The sequence below is a fragment of the Bathymodiolus platifrons methanotrophic gill symbiont genome (genome assembly GCF_002189065.1).
In the GTDB taxonomy this organism is placed as follows: Bacteria; Pseudomonadota; Gammaproteobacteria; order Methylococcales; family Methylomonadaceae; genus Methyloprofundus.
The window spans coordinates 1-12,148 of record NZ_BDMN01000150.1 but is presented as its reverse complement, the minus strand read 5'-3'; the positions used below and the strand labels follow the sequence as shown (position 1 = coordinate 12,148).

General features: G+C 39.3%; 12 protein-coding genes and 4 pseudogenes. 7 read left to right on the top strand and 9 right to left on the bottom strand.

Features of this window, described 5'->3' with window-relative positions:
• Window positions 1–234: 234 nt before the first annotated feature.
• The 5 genes and pseudogenes from CDZ78_RS09455 to CDZ78_RS09440 form a co-directional block, all read right to left on the bottom strand.
• A pseudogene (locus tag CDZ78_RS09455) lies at window positions 235–507 on the bottom strand (IS1 family transposase); the annotation flags it as partial.
• 86 nt (window positions 508–593) lie between these two features.
• Window positions 594–1,304, bottom strand: coding sequence for an ADP-ribosyltransferase domain-containing protein (locus CDZ78_RS09450; RefSeq protein ID WP_087869796.1), 711 nt, complete (start codon window positions 1,302–1,304; stop codon window positions 594–596).
• A 416-nt stretch (window positions 1,305–1,720) separates the two neighbouring features.
• Window positions 1,721–1,849 carry a hypothetical protein gene (locus CDZ78_RS23665; RefSeq protein WP_280175559.1) on the bottom strand — a complete coding sequence of 43 codons (129 nt, stop codon included), beginning with the start codon at window positions 1,847–1,849 and terminating at the stop codon, window positions 1,721–1,723.
• A 216-nt stretch (window positions 1,850–2,065) separates the two neighbouring features.
• Window positions 2,066–2,290: a hypothetical protein gene (locus tag CDZ78_RS09445; RefSeq protein ID WP_140413964.1), complete on the bottom strand. Its 225-nt coding sequence runs from the start codon at window positions 2,288–2,290 to the stop codon at window positions 2,066–2,068.
• Between the two features lie 15 nt (window positions 2,291–2,305).
• Window positions 2,306–3,352 carry a hypothetical protein gene (locus CDZ78_RS09440; protein ID WP_087869794.1) on the bottom strand — a complete coding sequence of 349 codons (1,047 nt, stop codon included), beginning with the start codon at window positions 3,350–3,352 and terminating at the stop codon, window positions 2,306–2,308.
• Window positions 3,353–3,506: 154 nt separating this feature from the next.
• Here CDZ78_RS09440 and CDZ78_RS09435 point away from each other — a divergent pair, with 154 nt between their 5' ends.
• The 5 genes and pseudogenes from CDZ78_RS09435 to CDZ78_RS09415 form a co-directional block, all read left to right on the top strand.
• Window positions 3,507–4,157 (top strand): IS6 family transposase, encoded by a 651-nt coding sequence (locus CDZ78_RS09435; protein WP_230990526.1) that lies wholly within the window; start codon window positions 3,507–3,509, stop codon window positions 4,155–4,157.
• A 468-nt stretch (window positions 4,158–4,625) separates the two neighbouring features.
• Window positions 4,626–5,354, top strand: a complete 729-nt coding sequence (locus CDZ78_RS09430; protein WP_087869798.1) for a Fic family protein — start codon at window positions 4,626–4,628, stop codon at window positions 5,352–5,354.
• 243 nt (window positions 5,355–5,597) lie between these two features.
• Window positions 5,598–5,972, top strand: coding sequence for a hypothetical protein (locus tag CDZ78_RS09420; protein ID WP_087869792.1), 375 nt, complete (start codon window positions 5,598–5,600; stop codon window positions 5,970–5,972).
• Window positions 5,962–6,093, top strand: a pseudogene (locus tag CDZ78_RS24505) (IS1 family transposase); the annotation flags it as partial. The gene CDZ78_RS09420 and the pseudogene CDZ78_RS24505, both read left to right, overlap by 11 nt.
• 76 nt (window positions 6,094–6,169) lie before the next feature.
• Window positions 6,170–6,439, top strand: a pseudogene (locus CDZ78_RS09415) (IS6 family transposase); the annotation flags it as partial.
• 644 nt (window positions 6,440–7,083) lie between these two features.
• On the opposite strand, the gene CDZ78_RS09405 reads toward CDZ78_RS09415, so the two are convergent.
• Together CDZ78_RS09405 and CDZ78_RS09400 are read right to left on the bottom strand one after the other, a co-directional pair.
• Window positions 7,084–7,269, bottom strand: coding sequence for a hypothetical protein (locus CDZ78_RS09405; protein ID WP_087869790.1), 186 nt, complete (start codon window positions 7,267–7,269; stop codon window positions 7,084–7,086).
• A 305-nt stretch (window positions 7,270–7,574) separates the two neighbouring features.
• A complete protein-coding gene (locus CDZ78_RS09400; RefSeq protein WP_087869789.1) occupies window positions 7,575–9,230 on the bottom strand; it encodes a pentapeptide repeat-containing protein in 1,656 nt (551 codons plus the stop codon).
• Window positions 9,231–9,503: 273 nt separating this feature from the next.
• Here CDZ78_RS09400 and CDZ78_RS09395 point away from each other — a divergent pair, with 273 nt between their 5' ends.
• Window positions 9,504–10,223: a pentapeptide repeat-containing protein gene (locus CDZ78_RS09395; RefSeq protein WP_167374233.1), complete on the top strand. Its 720-nt coding sequence runs from the start codon at window positions 9,504–9,506 to the stop codon at window positions 10,221–10,223.
• A gap of 113 nt (window positions 10,224–10,336) precedes the next feature.
• A complete protein-coding gene (locus CDZ78_RS09390; RefSeq protein ID WP_087869787.1) occupies window positions 10,337–10,681 on the top strand; it encodes a hypothetical protein in 345 nt (114 codons plus the stop codon).
• A gap of 481 nt (window positions 10,682–11,162) precedes the next feature.
• Here CDZ78_RS09390 and CDZ78_RS09385 read toward each other — a convergent pair whose 3' ends face one another.
• Together CDZ78_RS09385 and CDZ78_RS24500 are read right to left on the bottom strand one after the other, a co-directional pair.
• The gene (locus CDZ78_RS09385; protein ID WP_140413963.1) at window positions 11,163–11,852 is read right to left on the bottom strand and encodes a hypothetical protein; all 690 of its coding nucleotides are present in this window, start codon (window positions 11,850–11,852) and stop codon (window positions 11,163–11,165) included.
• A gap of 200 nt (window positions 11,853–12,052) precedes the next feature.
• Window positions 12,053–12,148, bottom strand: a pseudogene (locus tag CDZ78_RS24500) (IS6 family transposase); the annotation flags it as partial.

Sequence of the window (12,148 nt, the reverse complement as noted above, 5' to 3'; positions counted from 1 at the left end):
AAATAACTGTCTTATAAAACCCGAATTAATATAATAAATGGGGCGTGGCTCAAATCTGTGATTATGCATAAATATCTCGGTCAAATTCTACTGGAAATGGAAAAAGGGGGGTCTTTTATTATGACCAAGCTTTCGCTGCCAGACCCGGACGGGATGATAGTCTCCAGAAGGCGCAGGGAAATTTGCCAATCCTAGGCGCGCCATAATCAATTCGGTAGTGGGTCGAATCTGTAGTTAGGCATGAATATCCACTCCAAACTCAACCTTATTAATCAGCAAACCTATCACAATATCATGCATTTTTCCAGATTTTGAAAAGCAAATGGTTTTTCGTTCCAACCGTTTAATCCACGTTCTCAAATTTAAATTTTTACGTTCAATTTTTTGCGTATGACACTTACCCACTTCATGTTTCTCTACATCAATATGGCGTGCATATGCTCCCCAGTCATCTGTATAATATCGGCTGATTTTAAAAGGATCAAGCAAGGCTTTTAACTCTTGATAACAGGTCATAAAAATCAAATTATAGAGAAACCCTACAAATTCGACCCATTACCATCAATTCTTGCGACAGAACCAAAACACCAAGATCAAAAGCTTGAACATTGAGTATCAAGGTACTGCTCACCAGTATGTATATTTTTAATTCCTCTCCAACCAAGAGTATCAGTCTCCTCTAAATGAACATAAGTTTTTCCATTAAATGTTTGAATATTTTTAACTTTAAAAGTTGTTTGGGGGGTAAATAATACTTCATTTTGCACTGGATTAACAACAACAGGATAAGCAGACAACTTTGGCTCAATAACGAAAAATGTATCACGTGATCTAAAATTTTTTACAAACTCAGGTGATGAGCTAGTTGCCATAAAACCTTTATCAAGTACAATGTCCCCTTCTGTTATTAATCCATCCTGGAATGCACTTGTTTCACTTGTGCGATATAATTTTTTTTGGTATGGGTGGAATCTTTTTAGAATCTTTTTTAGAGCAACGGCATTATCGTCAAGTTTATCAGCTCGAAGATTGGAATTAGTAAGCCCCCCACCATAACTCCATCTGTAGAGCTCATCTTCCTCATCTTCAGTTAAAGGTTCTGTGAGATTTTGTTTGGCCACCTTATATTCTACTCTTGTTTTTGCTTCTTCAAAACGCTCCTTAACCCTATCCCAAGGAGCAGATATCTCTTCAAATATTGTAGAGATATTTCCGCCCGTTGCAAAAACTAAAGGGGTAAAAATAATCATAGATACTAATGTGAAGAAAATTAGTATTTTTCTCATAATATGAATTAGACTCATAAAGGCTCCGTCTCAAAAAACAAAATCACCCTATTACCTAATGATGATAAGATTTAATTTCAACCAAAGAAGGTTTGCATGTTCAACTAAAAATAGAGTTGAATCTTCCATTGATGATTTTCTACTTAGTTTGACTAAGCTCTGGTGGTGGTTCTGTCGCAATAATTATCAAAAACGCAGACCTCCTGGTCTTCAGGCATAACTATCCATTAACTGGCTCTTGATCTTTTCTCCTTTGAAAGTATAAAAATATAGCCCGTAATCGCCTGAGGTTGTCCGCTGTTGCGTTTTTATCGCTTAAATGTACAAACCCCCACACAAGAAATCATTAAGCCTATTCAGAAGCTTTTTCTTGGTAGAGATTTTGATAATATGCTATTGCTTCGGAAATGGTAAGGGCTGATAGCCTCAAGGCTTCAAGTTCCCGCATGATGGGTTTTAGCTGCTCGATGATGAAAAGGCGGTGCTGTGTAGATTGGGTCGGCGAGTTGTTGCCTGATTACCCGCTTATTGTCAAGCCAGTCGATTAGATCCATTTGCTCCATGCGCTCGGCTTTCTTTTTTTTGGATATTTTGGGAACGATGATAAATGCAGGTTTTTAATTTTGACTTAACTTATCCACAAGGCACTTTTATAAGGTTAAATATAAAAGGTTAAATAAAGGAAAGGATAGGGAAATTTGACAAGTAAAAATGTCTTTATTTTTCAATATATTAGATGATTAATAATTTTTTAACTGCACGCCATACCACCATGTTTGCTATGAACTGAACGCCATACCACCATGTTTACTTGCCATAACCCAGCTAAAAAAACGAACTGCACGCCATACCACCATGTTTCTGGATGAACTGCACGCCATACCACCATGTTTATTTGTCATAAACCTGTTTTTTATTTGGCATAATAAACCTAAAAAACGAACTGCATGCCATACCACCATGTTACTGCACGCCATACCACCATGTTTCTGGATGAACTGCACGCCATACCACCATGTTTATTTTGACTTATCCACAAGAGCATGTGTTCGTTTTTTAGCTGCGGCATTGGCGGCTTTCTGTTCGGTGCGAAAATCAAGAGAAGCAGTCACGGTATACTTTACATCTATAATTTTTCGCCCTTCTTTGGCCTCCTGAACCTCATAGGACATCAAAACGCTTTGCCCTTTGAGTTCTTCAAGTGCATCAATCATTTTTTTGCGGTTGTTGCGCTCTGTTTTACCTTCCAGATAGCGACTTTCTGTTTTTACGTCTGAATACATAAAATGATAGGTATCTATCATGCTGGCTTGTTTGTAACGATGAACAAACCGCTTATAAAGCCACCTTGAAAGTTGAGTTTTTAGGCTCATATGCCTGTCTATGTTGTATTGCCTATATTCCAGCTTGTTGATTGCATGGGATATAAAAAGAGGTAAACGCGCTGCATGTAACGCGCTCGAATCCTCTATGTATTCCTCGCGGTCAACCGTCACTAAATCTTGTAAAATTGCCCCACTCCAAAGCTCTTTTCTTCCCTTGGAAAGCGTAATAATGCAGCGGTTCATGATTTGTATAGCTTGCTTTATTTCTGGAATATTGCGGCTTTTCCCTCGTTTATTGAGTTCTTTTTGCACCATATATAAAGAAAATTTTACCCATGTTTCAGACTTGGCGGGGTCATGTATTCCATAGTTTTGATCGGTAAGAATTTTTTTAAGTGCTTCTTCTATAAGCTCCTCAGTCACACTTGGGAAAAATGCCTTATAGCCCCCGCTCTCCTGCTTTATCAAAGCGGGCTGTATAGTTACAGTGCAATCTATGCCTTGATAATTATAAGGCTGCTCATAGGGGTCTGCATGGCCTGTTGGTGTGCGTAATTTCTCAACTTGTGCAGGGGTAAAAAAATACTTGGGTATGCTCTCCCAAAGCTCAACCGTATTTGAAACGCTTTCAAGGTCATTTGTTATGAACTGACTAAACAAATCCATTTGAACGCTTTTAATAACCTTGCTTGGCGGCTTTTTTATTACCTTTTTAACCACTTTCTTTTTGGTGTCTGCCATTTTCTTTTTCCCTTTATCAAAATATCGCGGGTCGCTACTATCAGGTTCTGTCGCATAAAGTTCACTTCTCCGCGTTACCTGCTATCATGAGTCACAATTCGAATAAAATAAGGTTCATATGCTTAGTTTTAAATGGCGTCATTTTGAAAAATAAATCATTCTCCTAAATGTCAGATGGTACTTGGCTTATCCACTCAGTTATCGCAATCTTGAGGAAATAGCTGAAGAACGAGGCTATCATGTTGACCACAGCACCCTTAATCGGTGGGTGATAAATTATGCACCTGAATTAGAGAAAGAATTTCATAAAAAGAAGCGTCCTGTTAATCGGCGGTGGCGGATGGACGAAACCTATATTAAAGTCAAAGGAGAGTGGAAATATTTTTATCGTGCCGTTGATAAAGAAGGCAATACCATTGACTTCTTACTCACCGCAAAGCGTGATACGAAAGCAGCCAAGCGCTTTTTTAAGAAAGCCATTAAGAGAAATGGCCGTCCTGAATTGGTCAATATTGATAAGAGTGGTTCCAATAAAGCAGCGCTTAATAGCATCAACAAGGAAGACTCAGATGCCCCTAAAGTGGAACCCATTGTAATCCGTCAATGTAAATATTTGAATAATATTATCGAACAAGATCATAGGAACATTAAACGAATAACTCGCCCTATGTTGGGTTTTAAAAACTTCCATAGCGCCCAAAAAACATTAGCAGGTATTGAGATAATGAAAATGATCAAAAAAGGACAAATGTTCGGAGGGGATGGTTTGTCTCCTGCAGGACAGTTTTATTCATTCGCTGCATAAAGGTCGGTTATGACCAATCTTTACCGGCATAATAAGTCCTTGCGACAGAACCAGCAGCGGGGAGTCGCTATTTTTGCGAAAGCTTGTTTTGGGCATCCCAGCCCAAGCAAGCAGCAAAAACTTAACGCGACCACTTATGCCTCCGGCGGCCCCGATTCGTCCTCGTCACCTCGTCCCGACCCAACAAGGGGTCGGAACATAGGCTCCAAATGACTTGACGCCGTGTCGGATGGCCTTTTATTTTGTCTCCACCTTCGCTAACGCTCAGACTCCGACAAAACAACGGCCCTACGGCTATCGCGGACTAAAAATCATCACTTCGCTTAGGCTACCTTTCCCTGATTTTCAGCGTATGAACCTTATTTTATTCGAATTGTGACTCATGATAGCAGGTAACGCGGAGAAGTGAACTTTATGCGACAGAACCAGAAAACTCATGACTATTTAATACAATCAGAGCCATATAAAATGTTTACTAAAATAGATGCACTTCAAGAAAAGCTTAACAGCTTTCGTCCACTGCCAAAAAATACGGTTAAAAGTCTGCACGAACAGCTGATTTTGGAATGGACTTACAACTCCAATGCGATTGAAGGAAATACGCTTACCTTAAAAGAAACCAAGGTGGTGCTGGAAGGAATCACTATTGGTGGTAAGTCGATGCGGGAGCATTTTGAGGCGATTAGCCATAAAGAGGCGATTGATTATGTTGAGGCAATTGTTACCAATGATGAGCAGTTTACCGAGCATGTAATTAAGTCTATTCACCAGTTAATTTTAAAAGATATTGATAATGACAATGCGGGAGTGTATCGCAAGGAAAATGTCTTGATAGCAGGTGCCGAACATACGCCACCTGATCATATATTAGTTGATGAACAGATGGCTGGTTTGGTGAAAGATTATAACCAGTTTAAAGGTCATCCATTGGAACGTGCAGCAAAGTTGCATATCGACTTTGTTAAAATTCATCCGTTTGTTGATGGCAATGGACGAACAGCACGTTTGTTAATGAATCTTGATTTAATGAAAGCAGGTCTGCAACCTGTGGTGATTAAAGCGGCTGATCGTTTGAGCTATTACGAGGCACTGGATAAGGCGCATACTTTAAATCAAATTGATGATTTTTTATTACTTGCTAGCAATGCAGAAGAAGAAGCATTGAACAAAGTATTGGCGTTAGTGGGTGACGGATAAGAAAAATGAAGAATATGCCAAAATTTCAAGAAGAGTACAGCTCAAAACGTATCAGTTCATGTACTATTCGGGCAGTTCAAAACGCAATAATAGCGGGAACGTCTTTACAGCGCTTTATGAGTTCCCTAGTGGCAAGGTTAGTACCACGAGGACAGTTAATAGGTGGACACTGATGACACTAAGACCATTGTTGAATCTAACAACCCACGCCAGGCAAATTCCACTGAATCAAAGGAAAGCAACATGAAAAAAATATTATCACAGTACCTCTTTATTTTCTTTCTGCTTGTTACTGTTCTCTTTGTCTTTTCGATGAAAATTGAGCTGGCGATTAAAAAGCATACTGCTCAACAGTACAAGGAAGTACGGTTTTTGATCTTAAATAAAAAACCAGTAAATAGAGAGTTATTGGGGAGACTTGACGACCTTCACCTCCGATCAATCGCAGGAGTTCGTAAAGGAAACATACTATCTCAGATGACTCTTTCTACTGTTTTTGTAATTAGTTATTTAGGTATTGCTTTTGCTTTGATTTTTCCATCCTTAGTTCTTATGGCAATTTATATTGTAAAGTCATATACTTCTAGAAACCGGAGGATTTCATTAATTTCATCTTAGTCGTTATTGCACTGATGACTGGGGTGTATATAAGCGATAACTTGACGCTAATAGACATTCAATTGGAAAGTCAAATACTCAAAAAATTGAGCAAAATAATCTTAACTTTAGGACATGGATAGGGTTCTGTCGCATAAATCCCCCATTCCGACGTTATCTGCTATCATAATTCTCAATTTCAATAAAAGGTGGATCCCATGCTCAGCTTCAAAGGCACTCACTTTCCAAAAGATGTCATTCTTTATGCTGTTTTCTTTTATGTCAGGTATGGCGTTTCGTATCGCGACCTTGAAGAAATTATGGAAGAAAGAGGTGTTGAAGTGGATCATGCTACGCTCAATCGTTGGGTTATCCGTTATTCGCCCGACATTGCTGTAAAAGCTAAATCTCAGAAACGAGAAACAAATAAATCGTGGCGCATGGATGAAACGTATATCAAAGTGAAGGGTCAGTGGACCTATTTATACGCGAGTTTCCAAGTTTTTGATCTCGAAATCTTAAAGTAACAACGTATAAAAGGGTCAATTAAGCAACACAGTGAAATTAGACTTAGACTGCGATTAGTCTTTATTTACGCTCAAAAAATCATAGTATTGCAATTCAAAACACTAGCAACAAATATCTCACGATAACGCACCAACGACGGCACTCACTGCCGTCTTCTCAATAAGACTTACATCCCTGTATGGTTTTTCATTTCAAGCCACCAGTGCACCATAGGATGGATATTTATGTCGCACAGACACAGTGCTCCGAATTATTCAGACGCTGAAAATCATGGAAACGGAGCTTAGCGAAGTGGTGATTTTTAGTCCCTGATAGGCGACAGGGCAATTCGCTTAGGCTCCGTTTCCATGATTTTCAGCGTTTGAGTATCTATTAGAGCAATTGAAATGTTTTCACAAGTTTCGCCTTTTACCTTAGTTGATTGAGGGTCCATCAACTTACAAACGCCTATAATCCAGTGTCTAATTAAAATTGAGTTTATTTCCCCAAAAAAAGTTTCTGATATTTTTTCTAACAGATCACAATTGTCAGGGTGAAACAAATCATGATAAGTATTAAAGTCTCTTCTAATATCGATGCAATGATCACGAAAATAAGTAAAATCTTATTTTAAGTTTTCTAAGTCGTCTTTATTACTCTTTACTTCGATAGTTTTATCCCTCACTACGATTTCCATTAAACTTATTATTTCGTCCCGGGATAAATGTCCGTCCCAGCCGGTGATTGAATAGTCCCGAACCATTGGCATATACACCTCATTCAGTAAAATAACCACGTCGCTTTCTTTCATTTTGTATCTCCTTGCTAATTCTGTAGCTCATCAGTGGTGCTATAAGTTACACCTAGACTAATTAAACTCTCTTTCTTTTCACTATACAAATACGCGTTTTACTTAGCAATACAAACTATAAACGTTCGTTTATAGTTTGTATATGAGTTGTAAAAGGTGATAGCCGCACCATGCTACCTCACGAAATTCCGGGACTCCTGTCGCCATAATTCGTTCACCTACGCAGAGAATAGGCGATTCTCCAGCCGCCTTCTCGTGATATAGGAGAGGTTCATGTTGTCTCTACCTCTGATAAAAATCCGCACTCAGAGTCGGAAACGGTTACGAAGTCCTAAGCCTATTAAAAACAAAAATATAAACGACAGCACGCCTTGAAATATACTCAAGAAATAGAACCAGCCCGGTATTGTTTCACATGGAAACAACTGGTTCAGGCTGTCAGCTGCTGAGTTACGGCCGGCAGAGACAAATGGGAATACCTGGGATAGCGAGTATAAAAGTCCTATAAAAAAACGATCTATCCAATCGTACCAATGACCAGGGGTATGCTGCACAATACTCATGGACGCATATATACACGTAAATAATAAAGTTAGTCCAAGAAAGCAGAGCACTGGACGTATAATACTCTGGCCATAGATACATACTACATCAAAAAATTTGTCCAAATATCTATGAAATATTTCACCTAAATATATACGACGTTTTTTACCCTTAGTATTCTGATTATTAATCTTATCCTGTTTGTCTCGCATTCTGATATCGCGTTTGGCTCGCATTTCGATAACATGCAAATCCAATGCCTGTTCGTGGCTTTTATTAGCCTCTGCAAGTTCTTTTAGGCGACATAAACGTTCTCCATCACTTTTATTAAAATCACCATTCAGAGGATAATTATCCGATATTTCCATCCTATCTAGAGACACTTGATTGGTTAACTTTGTATTGGTTAAATCCGGTATGCAGTTAAATGTATTGTCTGAAATATCCAAAGATTTATCAAAACTGCTATGACGTAAAGAGAATTTTGACAATGTCTTTGTTTCAGTCATTGACTGAAACGAGACATACCCTTTAAATTCACAGTGCTCAAAATTTAGTGTCCCATTACCGAACTTAGCCCCCTTGAATTCCACAGAGCCATCTCCGAACTGCGCGCGATTAAATTTCACAGCGCCTTTGCCAAACTTAGTCTTAAAAAAGCTTATATCGCCATCTCCGAACTGCGCGCGATTAAATTTCACAGCGCCTTTGCCAAACTTAGCCTTACAAAAGCCTATATCGCCATCGCCAAACACGGCCTCCTTAAATGACACAAACCCTTTGCCCAAGAATTTGGCCTTATCGAAATTCACATAGCCATCGCCAAAATTAACATTACAAAAATACACATCACCCTTCCCGAAATTGGCAATCCTAAAATCCACATTTCCTTCGCCGAACTGGGCGCCGCTGAAATCCACGTCTCTTTCGCCGAAATTGGCAATCCTAAAATTCACGTCTCCTTCGCCGAACTGGGCGTCGCTGAAATCCGCGTCTCCTTTTCCGAACTTGGCTCTGTTGAAATTCACTTCGCCCTTACCGAATATAGTGCTCCTAAATTCTGTGAGATACGCACCTAACTGGGCGTCGCTGAAATCCACGTTTCCTTCTCCGAAATTGGCACCCATGAAAGAAACACCCTGGCCAAAATTGGCGAAGGTGAAGTTCACACCACCATCACCGAATATGGATCTAAAAAAATTTACATTCCCTTCCTTTGGAAACAGATACCCTGAGAAGTTAAATTCCCCTTTTCCTTTCCTATGCTTTGAAAAATCGACACCTGAAAAATCCACCTCCGTATCATCACCATGTTTTCCAACATAAACGTTCCATCTTTCTTTACCTGCTAAGAACTCGTCAATGGCTTCTTCATCCTCGCCAGATATAGTCTTTCGATCTTTATAGTTGATCACCATAGTTAATCGTCCTATTTTTGTTTTTCACGTTCGCATACAAGTAAGTTTAGCCCCTGTAATGCCTGTAGGCCGCATTTTTCAAATATTGCGATATACCATTCATGTGGGGAATATATTGACTCCCTACGGGACGTATTGATAAAGCATGTATATCAAGTGTACTTTCAAATCATGTACTGTATGGGATGATTTTCTATAAGACCTCATAAATGAGAGTATACTAAAAGTCTTACACTAAAGTGCATGATTTTTACTAACGGTTGGGACAATAAAATGAGTAAATTAAAATTAATTATTTTATTAGGGGTATTATTAAATATTTCAATTACATATGCTGGGCATATTAATATTGATGGTATTTCAACAATATCAGGAACTACTCTTAATGAAATAGAAGTAATTCAGATAAAATCAAAGGATGGTACAGTTTTATATGAAGCAAATAAGAACGGAAATAATACTCTTGCATCAGTTTTGGTAGAAGCAGTTAAGAATGGCATTGATTTAAGAAATGCTTACTTACCTAAAATTAATCTATCACATCAATCAATAGAAAACTCTATTTTAGAATATACTAATCTAAGGCAAGCAAATTTATCTGAGTCTAATTTCAATAATTCTAATTTATCAGGCTCAGATCTAACTTTAGTAAAAGCCAAACGGGCTGTAATGACTAATTCTAATATGCTAGCAATTAGAGCAGTTAAAGCTAATTTAGCTTATGTAGATTTTACTGGATCTGATTTATCTGATTCTGTACTAGCTAATGGAAATATGAAATACACTATTTTTAGTGGTACTAATCTAGTAAATGTTGACTTTAGAAGTTCAGATTTAACGGGAGCAAAATTTAGTAATTCAAACTTAGAAAGGACTGATTTTAGAGGAGCTAATTTATTAGGCGTAGAATTTAGTACTAAACAGATTTCAGAAGCTATACTTGATAAGGCGGATTGGTTCTGTCGGAAAAGTTTGAAGTGCATGAAAAAGTAAGGTTCTGTCTCATAAACTTTACTTTCCGACGGGGTGCTGATTCTATATAATGTGCTAATTAATGTAAACCTAAGGTAAGCTCCTTATCTAACCTAAGATTATAAGGAATAAGTATGGCTGAAGTTATCACGCGGGAAGGAAGTGAATTAACACTCCAGGTCACCATTAAGCTGACGGGGAGTTTAATGGAAAATACAATACTGGATGGCTGTAATGAATTAGGCTGTTTAGCGACGGCAGACGCTTTGCAGAAATTTGATAGGGACGGAAGCCCGATCAAATTGGGTGACACAAAACTGACAGCGCGTGTAAAGGCTAATAAAACATATCAATCGCCTTATGGTAGCGTGAAGATACAACGATATGTTTATCAAACGTCAAAAGGAGGCAAAACATATTGTCCATTGGAACAAAATGCACGAATCATACGAGGAGCCACCCCCACGGCTTTCTCATAAAAATTTCACTTGCATAAGCATTGCTTCTAAGGCAGCGTTAGCATCTGCAAATTTATCTATAGCTGCCCGAAAATTTTTCGGGTTTGATCTTCGGATTAACTCAATCGCTTAAAATCAGGGAAACGGAGCTTAAGCGGAGTGATGATTTTTAGTCCGCGATAGCCGTAGGGCCGTTGTTTTGTCGGAGTCTGAGCGTTAGCGAAGGTGGAGACAAAATAAAAGGCCATCCGACACGGCGTCAAGTCATTTGGAGCCTATGTTCCGACCCCTTGTTGGGTCGGGACGAGGTGACGAGGACGAATCGGGGCCGCCGGAGGCATAAGTGGTCGCGTTAAGTTTTTGCTGCTTGCTTGGGCTGGGATGCCCAAAACAAGCTTTCGCAAAAATAGCGACTCCCCGCTGTTTCTCCTAAAATTTAAGTATCCAGTGTAACTACCCCTGAGAATCAGGGGTAGTGTGTCAGCCTAAAAAGTCTATATGGTTAGAAGGATCTGATAGGTCTAACGGGTTTTCTAAGACTCCGCTCTCCATTCCAAAGTCTTCCATCCCCACCAGATACCATCCAAGTAAATCTGTTATACCCAGATGATAAAACGGAGGATACCCAATACAGATCTCGGGCAAAATTGCCCACTCCCTTTGAAGTGAGTACGCTGTACATGCGACTCATTTCCCCCCTAGAAGGGATATACCAATCCTTGAACCCCTTTACTTCATAATCCCGAACCGCATCAGATATTGTACGGCCTCCCCAGCGACTTACACTTGCACAAGCGTTATCCTCCAAGTCTTTTGAGTTAACATCTCCGTCTCCAATACCAAAGCTCGTGACACCCTCAACCTGAACCCTGTGACATCCCCACTCAAGGCCTGAGATATCATTAGGAGCGGATTCCATACCGTGCAGTCCATCGTCCGTAGTATAGAACACTCTACCTCCAGCCTGCCCAATATCACCTGTCTCATAAGTGACTGCACAAGGCCCATCCTGCAAAGCGATGATATGTTCCGCAAGAGCTTCCCCCGTAAGACCATAAGGCGAACGTTGCATTGCACAAAAATCAGACTCTTGGGGTTCTACTAAAACCTCTGTTGTATTATCGATATAAAACGAAGGCTCGAGATCCTCCCCCTCGTAGGCACTAGCCGACATAGCATGTAACCCGCACATCAATAAAACTAAAACCTTTAATTTACTCACTTCATACCTTCCTTATAGTTATTACTATTATTTTAAAGCTATTTTTTTAACTTCCATACCTCTCCTGTAAAGGTAAACGCAGCTACCTCACCTAGGTTTATTCTAACCGTTCCGTTTGGTTCTGTCGCAATAATTATCAAAAGCGCAGACCTCCTGGTCTTCAGGCATAACTATCCTGCTAAAGCCATAAACTGCTTATACGCAGGCATATTTTCCTCAGACAATTGTCCCTTTCGGATCATATGTGCCGTTTCAATTCCATCAAT

Coding starts and splice junctions, on each gene's coding strand:
- CDZ78_RS09385 (WP_140413963.1), bottom strand. CDS start 11,852: ATGTGCGGGTTACATGCTATGTCGGCTAGTGCCTACGAGGGGGAGGAT.
- CDZ78_RS09395 (WP_167374233.1), top strand. CDS start 9,504: ATGAGTAAATTAAAATTAATTATTTTATTAGGGGTATTATTAAATATT.
- CDZ78_RS23665 (WP_280175559.1), bottom strand. CDS start 1,849: ATGGAGCAAATGGATCTAATCGACTGGCTTGACAATAAGCGGGTAATC.
- CDZ78_RS09405 (WP_087869790.1), bottom strand. CDS start 7,269: ATGAAAGAAAGCGACGTGGTTATTTTACTGAATGAGGTGTATATGCCA.
- CDZ78_RS09440 (WP_087869794.1), bottom strand. CDS start 3,352: ATGGCAGACACCAAAAAGAAAGTGGTTAAAAAGGTAATAAAAAAGCCG.
- CDZ78_RS09400 (WP_087869789.1), bottom strand. CDS start 9,230: ATGGTGATCAACTATAAAGATCGAAAGACTATATCTGGCGAGGATGAA.
- CDZ78_RS09390 (WP_087869787.1), top strand. CDS start 10,337: ATGGCTGAAGTTATCACGCGGGAAGGAAGTGAATTAACACTCCAGGTC.
- CDZ78_RS09430 (WP_087869798.1), top strand. CDS start 4,626: ATGTTTACTAAAATAGATGCACTTCAAGAAAAGCTTAACAGCTTTCGT.
- CDZ78_RS09420 (WP_087869792.1), top strand. CDS start 5,598: ATGAAAAAAATATTATCACAGTACCTCTTTATTTTCTTTCTGCTTGTT.
- CDZ78_RS09450 (WP_087869796.1), bottom strand. CDS start 1,304: ATGAGTCTAATTCATATTATGAGAAAAATACTAATTTTCTTCACATTA.